The organism is Methylobacterium sp. J-078, from assembly GCF_022829285.1.
Lineage (GTDB): Bacteria > Pseudomonadota > Alphaproteobacteria > Rhizobiales > Beijerinckiaceae > Methylobacterium.
Map to the genome: position 1 here is coordinate 1 of NZ_JAKSYI010000033.1, position 20,799 is coordinate 20,799.

Genomic DNA, 20,799 nt, shown 5'->3' on the forward strand with positions numbered 1-20,799 from the left:
AAACACCCACAAACCGATAGGTCCGCGCCCGGAAACCCGGACCCAAGCCCTCATCAGTACAGGAGATGCCAAAACAAGCCGCTCACAACGTGGCCGCTCGCCGATGAACAGCGATATACGGACGAACGTGTAACACGTCAAGCACGAATTCGCGGAGCGCCGCGTTTTCCCGCGATTTGGCTAGATTCGCCGCTGCCGATCACTGCGGCGTCAGGCGCTTCCTGGCCCAGTCCCGCAGGAGCGCTTCCTCGTACGCGAAGGCCCCGGACCGGTTCGCGCGGGCGCCGAACAGGAAGTTCATGTCGCTCACCCGTTCGTCCCCGCCGGCGATCCGGCGACCGCCCCGCCGCAGATCGTAGCGCAGGCGGAAGGCCGGCGGCGTCACGTCGCTCACCACACGTGGTGCCGAGACCGGGGACAGGCCCGGATGCGCGAAGCCCGCCAGATCGATGTCCAGCACGTCGACGCGAAGGTCGTCGCCCGGCGCCATCGCACGCAGCGCCGCCCCTTCGATGATGCGTCGGATCTCCGCGAGCGTGACGCGAAGCCCAGGCCCCGCGCCGAAGCGGTCACCCGCATCCGTGTAGCGCTCGGGCGCAACGAAGTTCACCGCCACCCGCGCGGTCGGAGTGCTCGCGACGGGCCCTGCGCTGCTCGCAAGAAGCCCTATCAGCATCGCGGCATGGCGGAACAAACGATGGACCGCCATGTCTTCAGTATCCCCGCTTCACCTGCGCGAGGGCGCGGGTCAGCCCATCGGCGATGACCTGCCGCTCGGGAGGCGAGGCATCGCGAGCGACGACCACGAACTCCTTGCGCGACACGAGGGTGAGGCTCTGCATGCCGTATTCCTCGTCCTCGACCTTGGTCAGCTTGGTCCAGAGCGGATTGAAGCGCCATTCGCGGCGCTCGCCGCGATGGGTCACCCGCGCGAGCATCACCTCGATCGGCGAGATCACGACCTCCTCGAAGGAGCGCCCGCGCCGGAAGCTCACCCTCAGCGCCACGTAGAGCGCCAGCATGTCGAGGCCGAAGAAGCCTGCCACCGGCCAGTATCCGGCCTTCACGCAGGCGACCGAAGTCACGAGGGAGACGGCGCAGCACAGCGCCATCACGATGCGGAAGCCCTCGTGGGTGAGGGATTGGTGAGGCCGGATAGTCGCTCGAAAGACCGGCCGATCCATGCTGTCGGGATCCAGCCCGTCCGGGTGCAGACCCGTCGCCGGCATGCCTGTGCGGGGGTCCTGATGATTGCCGCTCGCCATGCATCGCATATAACGCGCGGATGCGAACCCGACAGCCGACCAAACCGCGGAAATCGCCGATCTCCGCGCGTCTTTCCGCGCCGATCGTCGCAGAGGCGCCGACCGCGCCCGAACCGGTGGGACCGGAGGCCGTTGCGGAGATCTTCGCGCGGTTGTCGGCGGCCAATCCGGAGCCCCGCGCGGAACTGGAATTCCAGAACCCTTTCACCCTGCTGGTGGCGGTCGTGCTGTCCGCCCAGGCGACGGACCGGAGCGTGAACCTCGCCACCGCCCCACTCTTCGCGATCGCAGATACGCCGGAAGCGATGCTGGCGCTGGGCGAGGACCGGGTGCGGGACTTCATCCGCACGATCGGACTGTTCAACACCAAGGCGAAGAACGTCATCGCGCTCTCGCGCATCCTCGTGGAACAGCATGGCGGCGCGGTGCCGCGGCGGCGCGAAGACCTGGAGGTGCTGCCCGGCGTCGGCACCAAGACCGCGAGCGTGGTGCGCAACGTCGCCTTTGGGGAGGAGACCATCGCGGTCGACACCCATATCTTCCGGGTCTCGAACCGGATTCCCCTGGTGGTGGCGGCTACGACGGACAAGGTCCAAGCCGGCCTGGAGGCCCTCGTGCCGGCGCCCTACCGGCTCAACGCCCACCACTGGCTGATCCTGTTCGGGCGCTACGTCTGCAAGGCCCGCAAGCCCGAGTGCTACCGCTGCCCGATCGCCGATCTCTGCCGGTTTCCAGCCAAGACGCCGCCCCCCTGATCGGGGGCCGCCCCGGCGGTGCGGACGGGGGCCAACGCCTCGCCCCCGGGCTAACGCGTTGTGCTGCCAACCGGCTTCGGGTAGTTTGCGCCACGGTCGCGGAGGCTTTCGGCGTACGACGTGTCTCTCGGCCCGGCCTCCCCCAACAGGCCGCCACGCCGCGGATTCCGCATCGTCCAGCCCGAAGGAGTCACGGCCCATGGACTTCCTCAAACCACGGTACACGCCTATGAACCGCCGCCGTCGCATCTACGAGGGCAAGGCGAAGGTCCTCTACGAGGGTCCGGAGCCGGGAACGCTCATCCAGCACTTCAAGGATGATGCCACCGCCTTCAACGCGCAGAAGCACGACGTCATCGACGGCAAGGGTGTGCTGAACAACCGGATCTCGGAGTTCGTCTTCTCGCACCTGAACGACATCGGCGTGCCGACGCACTTCATCCGCCGCCTCAACATGCGCGAGCAGCTGATCCGGGAAGTCGAAATCATCCCCCTCGAGGTGGTGGTGCGCAACGTCGCGGCGGGCTCGCTCGCGACCCGCCTCGGCCTCGAGGAAGGCACGCAGCTACCGCGCTCGATCATCGAGTTCTACTACAAGAACGACGCGCTCAACGACCCGATGGTGTCGGAAGAGCACATCACGGCCTTCGGCTGGGCGACCCCCCAGGAGATCGACGACATCATGGCGCTGGCCATCCGGGTCAACGACTTCCTGTCCGGGCTCTTCCTCGGCGTCGGCATCCGCCTCGTGGACTTCAAGATCGAGACCGGCCGCCTCTGGGAAGGCGACATGATGCGCATCGTCGTGGCCGACGAGATCTCCCCGGATTCCTGCCGCCTGTGGGACATCAAGTCGTCGGACAAGCTCGACAAGGACCGCTTTCGCAAGGATCTCGGCGGCCTGATCGAGGCCTACACGGAAGTCGCCAAGCGCCTTGGCATCATGTCCGAGAACGAGAAGGTGCAGACTGGCGGGCCGCGCCTCGTCCAGTGAGCCGGTCTCCCGCGTCGTCGGCGCGGGAATCGGATCGCTCGGCGCGCGGGTAACGCGTAGATACGCCTCGGGACGCCTCAGCGCGGGCTGACCGGACAGGCGCCGGGCCAGTCCAGGCGCAACCGGGCGTAGCTGCCGAGATCGGGGTCGAAGCCCGGGTGATAATGGGGGTCCTGCGCGAGCAGCGGCCCCCATCGCCGTTTCAGAGCCGCGACCTCGCGCTGGTGGCGGGCCAAGGCCTCCGGGGTCCAGCGCCGGCTGGCGGCCTCGAAGTGGTCGAGGACCGCGCCCGGGACGAACAGGGTCCGGTAGCCGGCCGCGTTCAGGCGCAGGCAGAAGTCGACGTCGTTGAAATCGACGGCGAAGGCTTGCCCGTCGAAGCCCCCGACCGCCGCGAATTTTTCCGCCTCCACCACCAGGCAGGCCGCCGTGACCGCCGAGACCGCCCGCGTGGCGCTCAAGGCCGCGAGGTATCCGGGGGCAGACTCGGGAAAGTGGCGATGGGCGTGGGTCACGAGGCCGCCCGGCCCGAGGAGCACGCCGCCGTGCTGGATGCGGCCCTGCCCATCGACGAGCTTGGCGCCCACCGCACCGACATCCGGACGCAGGGCCTCGCGCACCAGACGCTCCAGCCAGTCCGGCTGCCGGGTCGCGACGTCGTTGTTGACGAAGGCGAGGACGCGGCCTCGCGCGAGGCGCGCCGCGGCGTTGTTCATGGCGGCGAAGTCGAACGGCCCGTCGCAGGGCACGATCCGGGCGAACTCCCGCTCTGTAAGGTCGCGGAAGTAGCGGTGGGTCTCGGGCTCGGCGCTGCCGTTGTCGCAGATCAGGATCTCGCGGGGCCGCCAGTCCGTGCGGTTTAGCAGGCTGTCGATGCAGGGACGCAGGAGATCGAGGCGGTCGCGCGTCGGCACGATGAGGCTGACCAGGGGGGGCTCCGCGGGCAGCGGATGGCGCAGGGTGAGGATGCCGTCGCGCCCGGCCTCGATGGCGACGCCGCCCATCCCGGCCCGGTCGAGGGCCGTCCGAATGACGGCGTGGCGCGCGGACCGGGCCCCCTCCCCTTCCGGCGCGGCGGCATGAAGCGTCGGGTCCGGAGCGAGGGTCGATTGCGAGACCGGTCGCGGCAGGTGGCCGATGGCCCCGGCTCCGAAGCGATCGGCGAGGCGCAGGATCAGGTCCGTCGCCCGGTGGCGGGCAGGAACCTCCGAGGTCTCGCCGAGGGCGGCGAGGCCGCTTCGCCGCAGGGCGACGACCGGTCCGATGTAATCGACGGCCATCAGGTAGTCGCGGTCGAAGGCCGGACGCAGGAGCGGCATCGCGGCGCCGTCCGGGCGGATGAGGAGGGCATCGCCGTAGATCGCCTGGCGGGTGGGTTCGTCGGCGAACGCCGCCTGGAACTGGGCCGCCGCGCCGGGCAGGAGCCCGTGACCCGGGGCCGTGAGGATCACCAGCGGCGCGGGTCCGTCGAGGTCGCCCGCGCGCGCGCACCGGACGTCCACGCCCGGCGCCTGAGCGGGCCCCCCTCCACCACCCCGCGGTGCCGGCATAAGCCGGATCAGCCGGGAGGACGAACACCAGAGGCCGCGATGATCGAGGCCGAGCAGGGCGGCGAGGCGTTGCGCGGCCCGCACGCGCCGTCCGGTGAGGCGGGCGCGGAGGATCGCAGCCGTGTCGCGGGGGGCGCCGGCGAGGAGCCTGATCGCGCGCGCCCAACGCCTCGGCGCGGCCACTGAAGAGGACGCGAAGTGCAGGGCCGGCTCCACGTCGGCCGAGGCGCCCGACCCCGGGGGGCATGCCTCACTCAAGGTCTTCCCCGAACGTCGTGAGGGAGAGACCGGGATGGTAGAACGGATCGTGCCGGATCGTGTCGCGCCAGCGCGCCACGAACGCCTCGGCCTCAGCCTCGAAGCGTGCGCGGGCCGGCCCCAAAGCGGGGCCTCGGCTGGTGGATTCGAGGTGGGCCAGCACGGCGCGCGGGGTCCAGATCGTCCGGTAGCCGGCCGCGCCGAGGCGCAGGCAGAAATCGACGTCGTTGAAATCGACCGCGAAGGTCTCGGCGTCGAGGCCGCCCACCGCGTCGAACTTGCGGCGCTCCACGGCGAGGCAGGCGGCGGTGACGGCGGAGACTTCGTGCGCGACGCGCAGGCGCCCGAGATGGCCGGCCGTGTCGGCCGGGCGGCGGCGCAGGATGTGGCCGGCCCGGCCGCCGAGGCCGACGACGACGCCGGCATGCTGCAGGGTGCCGTCCCCGTAGAGGAGCTTGGCGCCGACGGCCCCCACCTCCGGGCGGCAGGCCTGCCGGACCAGGGCCTCGAGCCAATCCTCGCGCAGCACCGCGACGTCGTTGTTGAGCAGGACCACGACCGCGCCGCGTGAGACCGCGACGCCGGCATTGATCAGGGCCGAGAAGTTGAACGGGCCTGGTGCCGCGTGGATCGTCACGCGGGGGTCTCGGCTTAGGATCTCGTAATGGGCGAGGACGGCCGGGTCGGTGGAGCCGTTGTCGACGATCACGAGTTCGAGCGCCGGGTAGGCGGTCGCGTTCAGCACGTCGTCGCTCGACCTTCGAATCAGGTCGAGCCGGTCGCGCGAGGGGATGATGACGCTGACCAGCAGCGCCGGCGCCGGCAACGGCCAGAGCAGGTCGAAGCCGCCGGCATTCGTCGCGACACGGGCGGGCGCGCCCCGCGCGGCGAGGTGGTGGGCAAGGATCGCGGCATGCTGGCCCGCCTCCGCCGAATCAGGGGCGGCCTGCCGGGCCAGGACCCGCGGGATGTGAGAGACACGGTCCGGCGCCACCTCGGCGGCGGCTTCGAGGAGGAGACGCAGCGGCAGCGTGTCCGGCTCGCCCAGGGGCATGGTCGCCAGGCGCTGGAGCAACTCACCCGCGTAGAGGATCGGCGTGCCCGGATAGGCGCTGACGCGGGCGAGATCCGGGCTCCAGTCGGGCTTCAGCCGAGGGGTCGCCGGAGCGCCCTCGATCACCGCGTCAGCGTAGACGAGTTCGGGCTCCGCCGCGTCGAGCCGCGCGTGCGCGAGGGTCGCCAGGGCATCGGGATCGAGGCGGTCGCCCGGCTCGAGCAGGACCACCGCGTCCGCTCGACCCGCGAGGCTGCCGAGTGATGCGGTCTCCGACCAGGCTCGCCGCGTCATCCGGGCATCGGTAAGCTTGCGCGCGGGGTCGGCTTCCGTCTCGGCGAGCACGAGCGTCCAGGCGGTGAAGCTCTGGGCCCGAACGCTGTCGAGGGTGGCTTCGATCGCTTCCGACTTCCCCGGGGTCGCCGGCAGGATCAGGCGCAGCACCGGCGCCATGGGGACCGGCGCGGTCTCGGCGCGCGCCCGGGCCCTGGCCCAGATCGCGTAGCGATCGAGGGGCGTGACGCCGCAGCTTCCGCGCAGGATGTCGCGGAACCGGCGCTCATCGCGGCGCAGAGCGTTGAAGACCGCCGCCACGGCGCGAAGTGGGCGCCTGCGCAGACACTCGGCCAGAACCTGCGCGGAGCCGCGTAGGCCGACCCGCTCCAGCACGAAGCCGCTGCGGCGGTCCGTGGCGAGTTCGAGCCCGGCGCAATCCGCCGGCAGGTATCCGAGCCACTGCGCCGCGCCGAGAACCGGGCCCGGAAGCACGAAGGTCTCGCGCCGCCCGTCGTGCCGCGTCAGGCGCAGGAGCGGGCGCAGGGGCCGGGCCACCGGATCGCCGCGATAGGTCAGCACGATCCAGCATGCCCGCGCCGGTCGCGTCAGGACGAGGCGCCGGTCGAAGGTCGGATCGTCCTGGGGCTCGAGGGTGAACGCGACGCTCCGGCCCGATGCTGCGTTCAGGACGGCACCCGACGGAACGACGGGGCGCGGAGCGGCGAGGCGCGGTCGCCGCTCACTCCGCGGTTTCCTTGGCCGGCGTCGCGACGCGCTCCTCGGAGGTCGGTGACGCCTTGCGGTTCTTGGGGGCCGCGACGGCCTTCGGCGCCGCGCCGAGCCGGACCTCGATGTCGTAGTTCTGGCTCATGGCCGCCGGCACGATGAGGTTGTCCTCCACCAGGGAGAACAGGCCCTGCGCCTGCCCGGCCGGGACCTGGATTGCGACGCGCCGCTGGCGCGCGACGATCGCCTTGTCGCCGACCTTGATCGCGAAGGAGACGGGGGCCTCGAAGCGGCCGGGCGCGCCGACAGGCCCGAGGAGCACCTGACCCTCGACGCCGACCTTCACGCTCAGGGTCCCGTCCTGCAGGCGGTTACATTCGCGCGCCACCCGTCCGAGGGTGATCTGGTGGCGGAGGTTGGCACCGTCACCGCTGCGGCCGCCGTAGACCTGGATCGCCGCGCCCCCCTCGGGCACCGTCACGGTCGGGCAATAGGGCGGCTCGCTGTCGGCCGGCTGGGACGGCGGTACGGTGGTGCCGCCGTACTTGAACATGTTGGTGAGGAAATTCCCCTCCTCCGCCCGCAGCGGGGACGCGCCGAGGCCGGCCACGACGACAGCCGCGAGGATGTTCCGCACGCCCAGGATGTTGTTGCCCATGCTCGGATCCCGTCTTCGTGTCCTTGCGTGCCCAGGGTTCTTGCGCGCCAAGGGTTCTTGCGCGCCCAGGCCGGCCCCTCACTTCAGGTTCTCGAAGCCCTGTGCGAAGCCCTTCATCGAGAGCGGAATGCCGACCCCCTCCTCCGGGGTCTGGAAGACGATGAAGGTCGCCTGGGCGCCGCCGCTGAACTGCTTGACCAGACCGTCATCCATCACGACCTCGGCGACACAGCCCGTGGTCAGGCAGCGCACGAAACCGGCGCGTCCGACATCCGTCTTGTCGATCTTGAGCCCGAGGCCCGAGGGCAGCAGCACGCCGAGCGGAGCCACCACCCGCAGCAGGTAGCCGCGATTGTCGGCGGTCTTGAGCACGATCACCACGAGGGTGAGGTTCGGCCGGTCCTCCGCCGCGAGGTACTGCACCATGGCGCATTGCTCGGCCTTCGCGCCGGCCGGCGTCTCGCAGCGCAGCTGCCAGTCGCCGAAGGTGTTGCGCACCATGCCCTGCGCCGATGCGCCCTGCGGAGCGAAGCCCCCGAGCAGCAGAAGTGCACCGAGCGCGCCTGCCGCGACACCCCGGGCGACCAGGCCGCGTGCGCGCTGCACCATTCCACCAGACCCCACGCGTCGATCCTCTCGCATGGCCCGCCGCCCCGCGAGCTGTTAACCGAAAACACGGGTGTTCCGACCATGCTCGGCCCTCGACTGTCAAGCGAAGCCCGCGCCCGGGAACCGACTATCGCGCCGCGCGTACAGCCTCTAGTGCTGACCGTCACGCTTGCCCGCCAACGGACGAATCCATGCGACTCCGCGCCTCCCTCCTCCTCGCCGCCCTCGAGTTCGCCGGTCCGGCCTTGGCCGAGCCCCTGCCGGTGAACGAGACCACCTATGTCGAACGCTCCCTGAACCGCGACGGGCCCCTGGTGATCGAGCACCGGCCGGTTCAGCGTACGCCCGGCGGGCGCCGCCGCGGTTCTTCGGCGGAAATTGCGGGTTTCTGCCGCGACGGCGGCATCATCCGGCGCCGGGACGAGTTCGGCCAGCCGGTGATCCTGCGCCAGCGCGAGGTGTGCGACGGCGTGGCGCCCCGCACCCTGAACCCCGGCGACGTCGATCCGCGCCCGACCTGGCCCGCCGAGCGCGTGGTGCGCAGCAAGGTGCTGCGCGCGCGGGGTTGAAGCACGCTCAGCCGTAACGGTGCAGGCCGGCGCCGTTGCGCTTCAGCCAGCGCTCGGCCTCGTCCACGTGCGGGCAGAGCGAACCGACGAGGGTCCAGAAGCGCTGGGAATGGTTCATCTCGCGCAGGTGGCCCATCTCGTGGGCGACGAGGTAGTCGAGCACCAGTGGGGGCGCCAGGATCAGGCGCCAGGAGAAGTTGAGTTCGCCCCGGGCCGTGCAGGAGCCCCAGCGGCTCCGGGTGTCCCGCAGGGTGATCCGGGTCGGGCCCTGACCGAGCTTGTCCGTGTAGCGGGCCACGGCCTCGACGATGTCGCGCTGGGCCTCCCGCTTGAGGAAATCCGCGACCCGGCGCCCGATATGGGGCGCGTCGCAGGCCACCGATATCACGGGCGCGTCCGCCACCGTCTCGAACCGGGTCGCACCGCTGCGCGCGGCGCGATGCATGATTCGGTGGGGCACGCCCCGCACCGGCAACACGGCATCGGCGGTGAAGAGCACCCGCTCGGGCATCTTGGCGAGGCGGGCCGCGATCCAGCCACCGTGGCTGACCGCGAAGGTCCGGGCGACGGCGACCGAGGTTCGCGTCGGCAGGGTCATCACGACCTCGCCGGTCGCGCTCGACACGCGCAGGGTCAGACGGCGGGCGGTGGGCCTGCGCCGAATCAAGACGCGCAGGGTCTCGCCCGCATGCACGATGTCGAGGTGATCCGGGTCCGCCCCGCGCAGCAATGCCAATCGCATGGCGTCAGCTTAGCGGCTGTCGCGGGGCTCCGCCATCGATCCCGGCGGCTCCGTCCTCAGGTCTGATCGACCGCGGCGGATTCGGGCTGCTGGGCGATCGCCTTCGTCTCGCCGGGGCCCGCCATCGCGCGGATGAACGCGGCGATCCGGGGCGCAATCACGGTGCGGTAGCGCGAGCCGTTGAAGACGCCGTAATGCCCGACCCCCGTCTGCAGGTGATAGGCCTTCCGCTCGGCGGGCAGGTTCGGCGTCAGGTCCAGGGCCGCCAGCGTCTGGCCGACGCCGGAGATGTCGTCGTTCTCGCCCTCGACGGCGAGGATCGCGCAGGTGCGAATGGCGGAGAGATCCACGCGGGCCCCCCGATGGATCATCGTGCCCTGCGGCAGGGCGTGGTCGACGAAGACCGTCTTTACGGTCTGGAGGTAGAACTCGGCGGTGAGGTCCATCACCGCGAGGTACTCGTCGTAGAACTCGCGGTGCTTCTCCGCGGAATCGCCGTCGCCCTTCACGAGATGGTCGAACATCTCCGTATGGGCGTTGACGTGCCGGTCGAGGTTCATGGCCATGAAGCCCGAGAGCTGGAAGAAGCCCGGATAGACGCTGCGCCAAGCCCCCGGATACCCGGCCGGCACGGTGGTGATGCAGTTGCGCTCGAACCAGGCCGTGCCGCGCTCCTGAGCGAGGCAGTTCACGGCGGTGGGGGAGCGGCGGGTGTCGATGGGCCCGCCCATCAGGGTCATCGAGCGCGGCACCGGCTCGTAGCCCTGCGCCTCCATCACGGCGATCGCGGCCAGGACCGGGACCGCGGGCTGGCACACGGCCATGACGTGGAGATCGGGCCCCAGGTCGCGGAAGGCGTCTAGCAGGTAATCGATGTACGTGCCCAGATCGAAGCGCCCGGCCGTGAGAGGCACCATGCGGGCGTCGATCCAGTCGGTGATGAAGACCTGATGGCTCGGCAGCATCGCCTCGACGGTGCCCCGCAGAAGCGTGGCATAGTGGCCCGACATGGGCGCCACGATCAGGAGCTTGGGTTGTGCTTCGGCGGGGCCGTGCACGAAGCCTCGGTCGAAGGTGACGATGCGGCAGAACGGGCGCTCCCAGACCACGCGCTCGCTCACCGGCACGCTGACCCCGTCCACCTGCGTGGTGGCGAGGCCGAAGCTCGGCTTGCCGTAGCGCCGGGTCACCCGCTCGAACATCTCGCAGGCCGCCGCCACCGAGCGCGCGTAGGGGGAATAGGCCAGCGGATTGGCGGGATTCTGCAAGCTGTGCTTGGCCATGTCGGCGACGAGGCGCGCCGGCGTGGTCATGATCCGGGCCGCCTCATACCAGTAATAGGACAGGTTCACGCGCCGCTCCCCCCTTGTGCCGGTGCCGTGGTCCGTGCGGCGCGCGACGCACCGGTCCGGACCGAATCCCCGGCCTTCGTTCCCTTCGATTGAGAGCAAATGCAATCGCCGCGAGCGCCATGCAACGCCGATCCGGGGATGGACGCGAGACAACCAGGCCCTATCGTTTCCGGGACATGATCGACATGAGCACCAGCGGCTTCGTCCGCGACGCCCGCCACCTGCGTCTCGACACGTTCGTGCGGCTGCGCTGGCTCGCGATCACCGGCCAGAGTGCGGCGGTGGTGGGCGCGCAGTTCGGCCTGGGGCTGCCCCTCCCCTTCGGCTGGTGCTTCCTCGTCATCGCAACCTCGTCCTGGCTGAACCTGGCGCTGCGCATCCGCTTCCCGGCGAGCTACCGCCTCAGCGACGATTCGGCTGCCCTGCTGCTCGCGTTCGACATCATCCAGCTCGCCGCCCTGCTGTTCCTCACGGGGGGACTGCAGAACCCGTTCTCGCTCTTGTTCCTGGCGCCCGTGCTGATCTCGGCCACCGCCCTGCCGCCGGAACGGACGCTCGCCCTCGGGCTTCTCGCCATCGGTCTCGCCACCCTCCTGGCCCTGGTGCACCGCCCGCTGCCCTGGTTCGCGGACGGACGGCTCGAACTGCCGTTCCTCTACATCTCCGGCATCTGGACCGCGATCCTGCTCGGCACCGCCTTCACGGGCGTCTACGCCTGGAAGGTGGCGGAGGAGACGCGCCAGCTCGCCCAGGCCCTGGCCGCCACCGAGCTCGTGCTCGCCCGCGAGCAGCACCTGTCGCAGCTCGACGGCCTCGCGGCGGCCGCCGCCCACGAACTCGGCACGCCGCTGGGCACCATCATGGTGGTGACGAAGGAACTGACCCGGCAGCTCGCGACCACCGCCAGCCCGGCCGTGCGCGAGGACCTCGCGCTGCTGCGCGATCAGGTCGACCGCTGCCGCGGCATCCTCGCGAAGCTGACCTCGCTGGACAGCGACGAGGCCGGCTTCCTCCAGACAGTGAGTCTCAGCCACCTCGTGGAGGAACTGGTGGAGCCCCAGCGCGCCATGGGCATCCTCCTCGACGTCTCGAACCACGGCGACGGGCCGGAGCCGGTATGCCGGCGCAATCCGGGCGTGATGTTCGGGCTCGGCAACATCGTCGACAATGCCGTAGACTTCGCGAGCGCGCGGGTCGTGATCGAGGCGCGCTGGACCCTGGAGCGGGTCTGGCTCGAGATCCGCGACGACGGCCCCGGCTTCTCCAGCGAAGTTCTGCTCCGGGCAGGCGAACCCTACGTGACCACCCGCAGCCCCGACCGCTCGCGCAGTCCCGACAGCACGGGCGCGGGCCTCGGCCTCGGTCTCTTCATTGCCAAGACCCTGATCGAACGCTCCGGTGCGCAGTTGACGTTGTCGAACGCCTCGCAATCCGGCGCCACGGGCGCCGTGGTGCGAATCAGCTGGGCCCGCCACATCTTCGAGCGGGACGCGATCACGCTGCATCACGCGCAATTGAGTCGTCCGCAACCCCTAACCGAAACCAGTGCGTCACCTATATAATGCAGCAATGAGAACTCAGACGACGATCGATCAGGAATCACGGAGGAGCGTCGGATGCTGACGCAGACTGGAACCACGGCGCCCGGCGCCGACATCGCGCAGCTTGCCGACAACGATCCCCTCGCGGCCTTTGCCGACCGCACCCTGTTGATCGTCGACGACGACAAGCCCTTCTCGACGCGGCTCGCCCGCGCCATGGAGATGCGCGGCTACGAAGTGCAGGTGGCCGAGAGCGTCGCCGACGGCGTCTCCATGGTCGACGCGCGACCGCCCGCCTTCGCCGTCATCGACATGCGGCTCGGGGACGGCAACGGCCTCGACGTGATCGCCCGCCTGAAGGAACGCCGACCCGAGGCGCGCGGCGTCATCCTGACGGGTTACGGCAACATCGCGACCGCCGTCACGGCGGTGAAGCTCGGCGCCTTCGACTACCTCGCCAAGCCCGCCGACGCGGACGAGATCCACGGCACGCTCATGGCGCAGCCCGGCGAGCGGGCCGACCCGCCCGAGAACCCCATGTCGGCCGACCGGGTGCGTTGGGAGCACATCCAGCGCGTCTACGAACTCTGCGGTCGCAACGTCTCGGAGACGGCGCGACGCCTGAACATGCACCGCCGGACCCTCCAGCGCATCCTGGCCAAGCGCGCCCCGCGCTGAGGTCAGGCCTCGACGAACCGGAAGGGCGACGTTGCGCGACCGATGCGGTTCGCGCTACGTCGCCCTTTCTCCGTTCGGCGCCGGGGAAGCCTGAGCGCCGGACCGGCCATGGGACGAGTCAGCTGTGAACACGCGCAACCTCATCACCATCCTCAGCATGATGGTGCTCGTCGGCACGGAAGTCTTCGCCGTCGCGATCGCGGCGGGCTGGGCGCTGGCCGGACTGTTTGACCTCGGGGACACGGTCGGCCACGTGCTGATGGCCGTCTTCAGCGTCGGGGCGGCCTGGGTGATGCTGCAATTGTGGCGCCGGGCCACCAGCATCGAGCCCCTGCGCGATTCCGCCTCGAAGACGCGCTGAGCGCGGTCGGGGCGGATCGATCCGCCGATCCTTCCTGGGTCCGGCGGCCCCGGGGCCGTTTCGCGTTGCCTGAGGCGCATTTCCCGATTATCGCCAGGGTGCCCTGACCCGAGCCGGGGTGCCCCGACATCAGATCGAGTCCGATCCCATGAAAGCACGCATCATCGTCACCCTGAAGACCGGCGTGCTGGACCCGCAGGGCAAGGCGATCGAAGCGGCCCTGACGTCCTTCGGCCTCACCGGCATCGACGGCGTGCGCCAGGGTAAGGTCTTCGACGTCGAGATCGCGGGCGACGACCGCGCGGCGGCCGAGGCGACCCTGAAGAGCGCCTGCGAGAAGCTTCTCGCCAACACCGTCGTCGAGAACTACGCCATCGAGATCGCCTGATGCGCGCCGCCATCATCGTCTTCCCGGGCTCCAACCGCGACGCGGACGTGGCCCGGGCCCTAACCCGATCGGGGGCCGAGGTCGTCAAGGTCTGGCACGCCGACACCGCGTTGCCGGCCGGCACCGATCTCGCCGTGCTGCCCGGCGGTTTCTCCTACGGCGATTATCTGCGCTGCGGCGCCATCGCGGGCCGCGCGGCGGCGATGGACGCGGTGCGCGCCCACGCGGCGCGGGGTGGCCTCGTGCTCGGCATCTGCAACGGTTTTCAGATCCTGTGCGAATCGGGCCTCTTGCCCGGCGTGCTGATGCGCAACGTCGACCGGCGCTTCATCTGCCATCGCCAGTTGCTCCGGGTGGAGCGGGCCGACACGCGGTTCACCTCGGCCTACGCGCCGAACCAGGTGATCGACGTCTGCGTGGCGCACGGCGAGGGTAACTACTTCGCGGATGCCGACACCATTGCGCGCCTGGAGGGCGACGGCCGGGTGGCCTTCCGCTACTCGGACGCCGCCGGCAACCTGACGGTGGATGCGAACCGCAACGGCTCGCTGAACTCCATCGCGGGCATCTACTCCGAGAAGCTCAACGTGCTCGGCCTGATGCCGCACCCGGAGAACTTCGTGGAGGATCTCGTCGGCGGCACGGACGGGCGCGGCCTGTTCGAGAGCCTGGCGGCGTAAGCCATCCGACCCTCCCCCCTCTGCGGGGAATGGTGGTCGCGAAGTGACCGGGAGAGGGGAAGCCCTCTCCGGATATGGCGCACCCCTCATCCGACCCGCTGACGCGGGCCACCTTCTCCCGCAGAGGGGAGAAGGATCGATCTGGCCTCAGTGCCCGTCGAATTCCATCAGCGTCCGCACCGGCACGTCGAGGTCGCGCAGCTTCTGCGCACCGCCGATCTCCGGCAGGTCGATGACGAAGCAGGCCGCCACCACCTCGGCGCCGATCCGGCGCAGCAGGTTCACCGCCGCGCAGGCCGTACCGCCGGTGGCGATGAGGTCGTCCACCAGCAGCACCCGGTCACCCGGCTTGATGGCGTCGACGTGGATTTCCATCTCGTCGGTGCCGTATTCCAGCGCGTAGGCGATCGAGACGGTCTTGTGGGGCAGCTTGCCCTTCTTGCGGATCGGCACGAAGCCCGAGGAGAGCTGGTGCGCCACCGCGCCGCCGAGGATGAAGCCCCGCGCCTCGATGCCCGCCACCTGATCGATCCGCCCGCCCGCATAGGGATGCACCAGGGCGTCCACCGCCCGCCGGAAGGCCCGGGGATCGCTGAGCAGCGTGGTGATGTCCCGGAAGATGATGCCGGGCTTCGGGTAATCCGGAATCGAGCGGATCGAGTCCTTGAGCGCGATGTGGCGGCGCGGTTCCATGCGGGCCTCTCAGGAGGGTTTCGGGAGGTCGGGGCGATCAGGCGTTGGCGCGGCGCAGGATCTTGACGAGTTCGCCGTGCAGGATCTCGTTGCCGCAGGCGACCGAGCGGGCCGCCAGGGGCTCGGCGCCTCCGTCCGCGCTGGTGACGAAGCCGCCGGCCTCCCGCACCAGGATGATGCCCGCCGCGATGTCCCAGGTCTGCAGGTCGCGCTCCCAGTAGAGGTCGGAGCGGCCGCAGGCGACGTAGGCGAGGTCGAGGGCGGCCGAGCCGAAGCGGCGGGCGCCGCCGCTCACGGCCATCACCGCCGCGACCTCGCGCAGGAGCTTGGGATGGTCGCCGCGCCCGAGATAGGGCGAGCCGTAGGCGATCAGGGCGTCGGCCATGTCGGTGCGGCCGGACACGCGCAGGCGGCGGTTGTTGAGATAGGCGCCCTTGCCGCGCTCGGCCACGAACAGCTCGTCCTTGGCCGGATCGTAGACCACCCCGGCCACGATCTGGCCTTCCCGTTCGAGGCCGACCGAGATCGCGAAGTGCGGGATGCCGTGCAGGAAGTTCGTGGTGCCGTCGAGGGGGTCGACGTGCCAAGTGTGGCTCTTGTCCGCGCCCTCGACGATTCCGGACTCTTCCAAGACCAGTCCGTAGCCGGGCCGCGCCTTCATCAGGGCGTCGCGCAGCACTTCCTCGGCCTTGCGGTCGGCGGCCGAGACGAAGTTGCCCGGGCCCTTGCGGGAGACCTGAAGGTTCTCGATCTCGCCGTAGTCACGCTTGAGGCCGCGGGCGGCCTTGCGGACGGCATCGACCATCACGGTCATGAGGGGTGAACTAATCATCGATCTTCAGGTCCAAGCCGTTTCAAAGAACGCCGTTTGCGAGAGCGTCGAGGCGGAACGCGCCGCGTCGCGCACGAATTCGCGCCGCCATAGCACGTTTGCGCGCCGGCTCACCCCTCGCGAATGCGGGTCTGACCCGAGCGAGCCTATTTGACGTTGGCGCGCTCGGCGGCCAGGGCCTCGGCCCGCTGACGCTCCTCGGCGGGCAGATTCTTCAGGTTGTCGTCGAGCCAGGGGTCGGACAATCCTTGGGCGGAGGCCGCGAGGTTCCAGGCCGCGGCCTCGACGACGTTCTTCTGGACGCCGCGTCCCACCACGAAGAGGCGCGCGGCCCGGTTCTGGGCGATCGCGTTGCCGCGCGCGGCCGCGTGCAGGAAGTAGCGCGCGGCGCGCGCCTCGTCCTTGGGCAGGCCGGTGCCGTTGAAGAGCAGGATGGCGAACTCGACTTCGCCGGCCAGATCGCCGTTGTCTGCCGCGCGCCGGAACCACTCCGCCGCCTGGCTCGCATCCTTGGGCACGCCGCGCCCCTGGAGATAGAGCACGCCGAGATCGTGCTGGGCGGCCCCGATCTCGCCCTCGGCCGCCTTGCGGAACAGGGTCGCGGCCCGCGCCTGATCCGGCTCGGTGCCGGTACCGAGCAGGATCAGGGCGAGGTTGTAGGCGGCGGTGGTGTCGCCCTTCTCCGCGGCCTGCTCGAGCCACTGGCGCCCGGCCTTCATGTCCTTGGCGCCGCCACGCCCGTCGATGGACATCAGCCCGAGGGAGGCCATGGCGTGAACGTCGCCCTGGGCCGCGGCGAGGCGGTACCATTCGGCGGCCTTGACCGGGTCCTGCTTGACGCCGAGCCCCTGGTTGTAGAGCTCGCCGAGCAGCGTCATCGCCGCCGCGTCCTTCGGATCGGCCGCGATCCGCTTCGTCGCCTCGCGGAACGCGGTGGTGTACTGGCCGCGCTGGTAGGCTCCGAAGGCCGCGTCGACGGGCTTGTCGCCGGGCTTGGCCACCAGGGGCGCGATCCGCATGGCGCTCGGAGTATAGGGCGTCGGCAATTCCTTCAGGGGCGCCTTGAACACCTCCCGCGTCACCGGCTTGGCCGCCTCGGGCGATTGCGTCGTGGCCGCCAGCGCGCCCGAGGTGAGGAGGGCCAGGGCGACAGGCCCGAAGATGAGGAGCCCGCGCGGCACCCTCACGAATCCGCCTCCCCGGCGGCTGTCACCTGCGCCTGGATCCCGGCCACGTCCGCCCCCAGCCAAAGGGCGCTCTCCAGACCGAGGAACTCGGCCCGGGTGGCCAGGATCGGTCCGACCTGCTCGGGCGCATGGGCCACGGCGATGCAGGGCGTCTCGAAGATTTCGGTCCACCAGGTCGCGCGCTCGATGACCGTCTCGGCATCCGGCGCGACGCCGTCGGCGTAGAGGCCGCCGAACATCACGTAGTCGACGCCCGCCTCGCCGGCCTCCATCGCGGCGTGGCGCTGCTCGTGGCCGCCCGCCCCGAGGATGCGTCCGTCGTCGAGCCGATCCCGCAGCTCGCGCAGGGTGCCGTCGCGCGGCTTGTCGATATGGACACCATCGGCCCCGCCCCGCGCCGAGACGCTGACGAGGTCCCCGGGAAAGCCCGCGCAGGCGACGATCACGGCCGCGCCCGCCGCTTGCGCGGCCGGCGCCAGGCGCTTGACCAGATTGACGAGGCTGCGCTCGTCGGACGGGGCGAGCCGCAGCAGCACGGCCGCGACGTCGCCGGCCGCGCAGGCGGCCGCGATGCCCGCCCCGAGGGTATCGGCGTCACCGGCCTCGACCCGGTGGGGGCTGAGCAGGGCGAGGCGGGTACGGGGTTCCGACATCAGGGTTCCGCTTCAGCCCGCCGCGCCGATTTTGGGATCGAGGGAGCCGTTGGCGTAGCGCTTGGCCATGGCGGCGACCGAGATCGGTCGGATCTTGGAGCCCTGGCCGGCGGTGCCGAACTCCTCGAAGCGCTGACGGCAGAGCTTGGTCATCGCCTCCATGGCGGGCTTGAGGTACTTGCGCGGATCGAACTCGGCCTTGTTCTCGGCCAAGATCTTCCGGATCTGGCCGGTCATCGCCATCCGGTTGTCGGTGTCGATGTTGATCTTGCGCACGCCGTGCTTGATGCCGCGCTGGATCTCCTCGACCGGCACGCCCCAGGTCGGCTTCATCTCGCCGCCGTACTGGTTGATGATGTCCTGCAGGTCCTGCGGCACCGAGGAGGAGCCGTGCATCACCAAGTGGGTGGTGGGCAGGCGGCGGTGGATCTCCTCGATCACGTTCATCGCTAGAACGTCGCCGTCCGGCTTGCGCGTGAACTTGTAGGCGCCGTGCGAGGTGCCCATGGCGACCGCGAGGGCGTCGACCTTGGTGGCCTCCACGAACTTCACGGCCTCGTCCGGATCGGTGAGGAGCTGATCGTGGCTAAGCACGCCCTCGAAACCGTGGCCGTCCTCGGCCTCACCCTCGCCGCTCTCCAGGGAGCCGAGCACGCCGAGTTCGCCCTCCACCGAGACGCCGGCCCAGTGGGCCATCTTGGTGACGTTGCGGGTGATCTCGACATTGTAGGCGTAGTCCGCCGGGGTCTTGCCGTCGGCCTTCAGCGAGCCGTCCATCATCACCGAGGTGAAGCCGTACTGGATCGCCGTGGCGCAGGTGGCCTCGTCGCTGCCGTGGTCGAGGTGCATGCAGACGGGGATGTGGGGGTAGATCTCCACCAGTCCGTCGATGAGCTTGGCCAGCACGATGTCGTTGGCGTAGGCCCGCGCGCCCTTGCTGGCCTGGAGGATCACCGGCGAATCGGTGGCATCGGCCGCCGCCATGATGGCCAGCCCCTGCTCCATGTTGTTCAGGTTGAATGCCGGCACGCCGTATTCATGCTCGGCGGCATGGTCCAGGAGCTGCCTCAGGGTGATGCGGGCCATGGGTTTCTCCTCACAATCGACCACCGCTCGGGCGGTCCGCTAGCTCGTCGCGCCGGGAGGCGCAGTTCGTTTGGTCTCTCGGCCGTCCGCGCGCGGGGCCGCGCCCCGCCGCGAGGTCAGCCCTTCGCGCGCAACGCCTCGACGCCGGGCAGTTCCTTGCCCTCCAGCCATTCGAGGAAGGCGCCGCCGGCGGTGGACACGTAGGAGAAGGTTTCGCCGACACCCGCATGGTTGAGGGCTGCGACCGTGTCGCCGCCGCCCGCCACCGAGACGAGCTTGCCGGCCTTGGTGCGTTCGGCCGCGTGCCGGGCCGCCGCCACGGTGGCGGCATCGAACGGGGTCAGCTCGAAGGCGCCCAGCGGCCCGTTCCAGACGAGGGTCGCGGCCTCGTCGATGGCGGCGTTGATCTCGGCGACGGAAGCAGGGCCGGCATCGAGGATCATGCCGCCCTCCGGCACGGCGTCGACCGGCACGGTCTCGTGCGTGGCGTTCGCCTTGAACTCGGCGGCCGAGACCGCGTCCACCGGCAGGATGATCCGGCATTGGGCAGCCTTGGCCGCCTCGACGATGCGCAGGGCGGTATCGGCGAGGTCCTTCTCGCAGAGGGACTTGCCGACGCTCTTGCCCTGGGCGTGCAGGAAGGTGTTGGCCATGCCGCCGCCGATCACCAGCATGTCGACCTTGGCGACGAGGTTCTGGAGAAGGTCGATCTTGGAGGAGACCTTGGCGCCGCCCACCAGGGCGATCACGGGGCGGGCCGGGGATTCGAGGCCCTTGGTCAGGGCGTCGAGTTCGGCCTGCATCAGGCGGCCCGCATAGGCGGGCAGCAGGTGGGCGAGCCCCTCCGTCGAGGCGTGGGCCCGGTGCGCCGCCGAGAACGCCTCGTTGACGTAGAGGTCGCCGTTGGCGGCGAGCTGTTCGGTAAAGGCGCGGTCGTTCTTTTCCTCGCCCGCGTGGAAGCGGGTGTTCTCGAGGAGCAGCACGTCGCCGTCCTTCAGGGCCGCGACGGCGTCTGCCGACGCCGGCCCCACGCAATCCTCCGCGAAGGCGACGGGGCGGCCGAGATGCTCGCTCAGCGTTCCGACCACCGGCTTCAGGGATTCGGAGGCCACCGGCTTGCCCTTCGGGCGGCCGAAATGCGCCAGCAGAACCACGCGCCCGCCCTTGTCGGCGATCTCGCGGATCGTCGGCACGATCCGCTCGATCCGGGTGGCATCGGTGACGCGCCCAGTTTCCATCGGCACGTTGAGGTCCACGCGCAGGAGCACGCGTTTGCCCTGGAGCGGGCCGGCATCGTCGAGGGTACGGAAAGCGGTCATCGGGGCCTGGACGTTCGGTCGGTTGCGGGCGCGATCAGCGCGGCGGGGGCAACATGGATTCGAGGTGGAAGCGCTGGGCCGCGATGGTGAGCGCCACCGTCAGCACGGCGGTGATGACGGCCGTGAGAACAAGCGCACCGGAGCCCGGCAGACCACGCGTGCGGTCCGCGATGGCGCGGACTTCGCTGCGCAGGGCCGAGAGGTCGCTCTGGCGCGCGGCCTCGTTCATGCGGGCGGCGGCGCCCTCCACCTTCTCCTCCACCCGCGAGAGCAGCGCCTCGGAGCGGGCGTACTTGTCCTCGATCCGGGCGCACTTGTCCTCGATCCGGGCGAGCTGGTCCCCCGCCGGAGCCGCGACGGGGGCGGGCAGCGTCTCGGCCTTGCCCACGACCACGGGCGGGTTCGCCGGGGCCGGAGGGGCGCCCGCAGGTCCGGAGGAGGAGACCACCGCAGGCGCGGCGGCCGGCGGAGACTGGGGCGATGCACCTGGGATGAAGCCGCTTCCGGCGGGGGAGGTCTCGGTCATATCAGGCACACCATCCTGGTCTTCGCTTGGTCTTCGGGAGCGGTTCG

The 20,799-nt window shown here is 70.3% G+C and carries 23 protein-coding genes; 8 read left to right on the forward strand and 15 right to left on the reverse strand.

Features of this window, described 5'->3' with window-relative positions; genetic code table 11:
* Positions 1-199: 199 nt before the first annotated feature.
* Together MKK58_RS02420 and MKK58_RS02425 are read right to left on the reverse strand one after the other, a co-directional pair.
* Complete coding sequence (locus tag MKK58_RS02420) at positions 200-709, reverse strand: DUF3016 domain-containing protein (protein WP_243910588.1); 510 nt, start codon at positions 707-709, stop codon at positions 200-202.
* A 4-nt stretch (positions 710-713) separates the two neighbouring features.
* Positions 714-1,265: a DUF2244 domain-containing protein gene (locus MKK58_RS02425; RefSeq protein ID WP_409565170.1), complete on the reverse strand. Its 552-nt coding sequence runs from the start codon at positions 1,263-1,265 to the stop codon at positions 714-716.
* A gap of 20 nt (positions 1,266-1,285) precedes the next feature.
* Between MKK58_RS02425 and nth the strand changes: the two genes are divergently transcribed.
* Positions 1,286-2,020, forward strand: a complete 735-nt coding sequence (gene nth / locus MKK58_RS02430) for an endonuclease III (RefSeq protein WP_243910590.1) — start codon at positions 1,286-1,288, stop codon at positions 2,018-2,020.
* A 199-nt stretch (positions 2,021-2,219) separates the two neighbouring features.
* Complete coding sequence (gene purC, locus MKK58_RS02435; RefSeq protein ID WP_243910591.1) at positions 2,220-3,014, forward strand: phosphoribosylaminoimidazolesuccinocarboxamide synthase; 795 nt, start codon at positions 2,220-2,222, stop codon at positions 3,012-3,014.
* 77 nt (positions 3,015-3,091) lie between these two features.
* Here the strand turns inward: purC and MKK58_RS02440 are convergent, their stop codons facing one another.
* The 4 genes from MKK58_RS02440 to MKK58_RS02455 all read right to left on the reverse strand — a co-directional run bounded on the left by MKK58_RS02440 (position 3,092) and on the right by MKK58_RS02455 (position 8,145).
* Positions 3,092-4,822 (reverse strand): glycosyltransferase, encoded by a 1,731-nt coding sequence (locus tag MKK58_RS02440; RefSeq protein WP_279578186.1) that lies wholly within the window; start codon positions 4,820-4,822, stop codon positions 3,092-3,094.
* Positions 4,815-6,731 carry a glycosyltransferase family 2 protein gene (locus MKK58_RS02445; protein WP_243910592.1) on the reverse strand — a complete coding sequence of 639 codons (1,917 nt, stop codon included), beginning with the start codon at positions 6,729-6,731 and terminating at the stop codon, positions 4,815-4,817. Before MKK58_RS02445 ends, MKK58_RS02440 begins: the two co-directional genes overlap by 8 nt.
* Before the next feature lie 160 nt (positions 6,732-6,891).
* The gene (locus MKK58_RS02450) at positions 6,892-7,536 is read right to left on the reverse strand and encodes a hypothetical protein (RefSeq protein WP_243910593.1); all 645 of its coding nucleotides are present in this window, start codon (positions 7,534-7,536) and stop codon (positions 6,892-6,894) included.
* A gap of 78 nt (positions 7,537-7,614) precedes the next feature.
* Complete coding sequence (locus tag MKK58_RS02455; protein WP_243910650.1) at positions 7,615-8,145, reverse strand: invasion associated locus B family protein; 531 nt, start codon at positions 8,143-8,145, stop codon at positions 7,615-7,617.
* Between the two features lie 191 nt (positions 8,146-8,336).
* Here MKK58_RS02455 and MKK58_RS02460 point away from each other — a divergent pair, with 191 nt between their 5' ends.
* Positions 8,337-8,714 (forward strand): hypothetical protein, encoded by a 378-nt coding sequence (locus tag MKK58_RS02460; protein WP_243910594.1) that lies wholly within the window; start codon positions 8,337-8,339, stop codon positions 8,712-8,714.
* Between the two features lie 7 nt (positions 8,715-8,721).
* Here the strand turns inward: MKK58_RS02460 and MKK58_RS02465 are convergent, their stop codons facing one another.
* Together MKK58_RS02465 and MKK58_RS02470 are read right to left on the reverse strand one after the other, a co-directional pair.
* Positions 8,722-9,456 carry a M48 family metallopeptidase gene (locus MKK58_RS02465; protein ID WP_243910595.1) on the reverse strand — a complete coding sequence of 245 codons (735 nt, stop codon included), beginning with the start codon at positions 9,454-9,456 and terminating at the stop codon, positions 8,722-8,724.
* Between the two features lie 56 nt (positions 9,457-9,512).
* Positions 9,513-10,808, reverse strand: coding sequence for a polyhydroxyalkanoate depolymerase (locus tag MKK58_RS02470; protein ID WP_313899264.1), 1,296 nt, complete (start codon positions 10,806-10,808; stop codon positions 9,513-9,515).
* Positions 10,809-10,984: 176 nt separating this feature from the next.
* Between MKK58_RS02470 and MKK58_RS02475 the strand changes: the two genes are divergently transcribed.
* From MKK58_RS02475 to purQ, 5 genes are all read left to right on the forward strand, one after another.
* Positions 10,985-12,370: an ActS/PrrB/RegB family redox-sensitive histidine kinase gene (locus tag MKK58_RS02475; protein ID WP_243910596.1), complete on the forward strand. Its 1,386-nt coding sequence runs from the start codon at positions 10,985-10,987 to the stop codon at positions 12,368-12,370.
* 54 nt (positions 12,371-12,424) lie between these two features.
* Complete coding sequence (locus MKK58_RS02480) at positions 12,425-13,027, forward strand: ActR/PrrA/RegA family redox response regulator transcription factor (protein WP_243910597.1); 603 nt, start codon at positions 12,425-12,427, stop codon at positions 13,025-13,027.
* 124 nt (positions 13,028-13,151) lie between these two features.
* On the forward strand, positions 13,152-13,388 hold the full coding sequence (locus MKK58_RS02485) for a hypothetical protein (RefSeq protein ID WP_243910598.1): 237 nt from the start codon (positions 13,152-13,154) through the stop codon (positions 13,386-13,388).
* A 148-nt stretch (positions 13,389-13,536) separates the two neighbouring features.
* Positions 13,537-13,776, forward strand: a complete 240-nt coding sequence (gene purS / locus MKK58_RS02490; RefSeq protein WP_238278349.1) for a phosphoribosylformylglycinamidine synthase subunit PurS — start codon at positions 13,537-13,539, stop codon at positions 13,774-13,776.
* Positions 13,776-14,456, forward strand: a complete 681-nt coding sequence (purQ, locus tag MKK58_RS02495; RefSeq protein WP_238278347.1) for a phosphoribosylformylglycinamidine synthase subunit PurQ — start codon at positions 13,776-13,778, stop codon at positions 14,454-14,456. Before purS ends, purQ begins: the two co-directional genes overlap by 1 nt.
* Before the next feature lie 147 nt (positions 14,457-14,603).
* Here the strand turns inward: purQ and MKK58_RS02500 are convergent, their stop codons facing one another.
* From MKK58_RS02500 to MKK58_RS02530, 7 genes are all read right to left on the reverse strand, one after another.
* A complete protein-coding gene (locus MKK58_RS02500) occupies positions 14,604-15,149 on the reverse strand; it encodes an adenine phosphoribosyltransferase (protein WP_243910599.1) in 546 nt (181 codons plus the stop codon).
* 37 nt (positions 15,150-15,186) lie between these two features.
* Positions 15,187-15,981, reverse strand: coding sequence for an inositol monophosphatase family protein (locus MKK58_RS02505; RefSeq protein WP_243910600.1), 795 nt, complete (start codon positions 15,979-15,981; stop codon positions 15,187-15,189).
* Between the two features lie 146 nt (positions 15,982-16,127).
* On the reverse strand, positions 16,128-17,168 hold the full coding sequence (locus MKK58_RS02510; RefSeq protein WP_409565171.1) for a tetratricopeptide repeat protein: 1,041 nt from the start codon (positions 17,166-17,168) through the stop codon (positions 16,128-16,130).
* Positions 17,165-17,821 (reverse strand): thiamine phosphate synthase, encoded by a 657-nt coding sequence (locus MKK58_RS02515; protein WP_243910601.1) that lies wholly within the window; start codon positions 17,819-17,821, stop codon positions 17,165-17,167. Before MKK58_RS02515 ends, MKK58_RS02510 begins: the two co-directional genes overlap by 4 nt.
* A 12-nt stretch (positions 17,822-17,833) precedes the next feature.
* Positions 17,834-18,907: a class II fructose-bisphosphate aldolase gene (gene fba / locus MKK58_RS02520; RefSeq protein ID WP_238277248.1), complete on the reverse strand. Its 1,074-nt coding sequence runs from the start codon at positions 18,905-18,907 to the stop codon at positions 17,834-17,836.
* A gap of 116 nt (positions 18,908-19,023) precedes the next feature.
* A complete protein-coding gene (locus MKK58_RS02525; RefSeq protein WP_243910602.1) occupies positions 19,024-20,226 on the reverse strand; it encodes a phosphoglycerate kinase in 1,203 nt (400 codons plus the stop codon).
* Between the two features lie 34 nt (positions 20,227-20,260).
* Positions 20,261-20,752, reverse strand: coding sequence for a hypothetical protein (locus MKK58_RS02530; protein WP_243910603.1), 492 nt, complete (start codon positions 20,750-20,752; stop codon positions 20,261-20,263).
* Positions 20,753-20,799 lie beyond the last annotated feature (47 nt).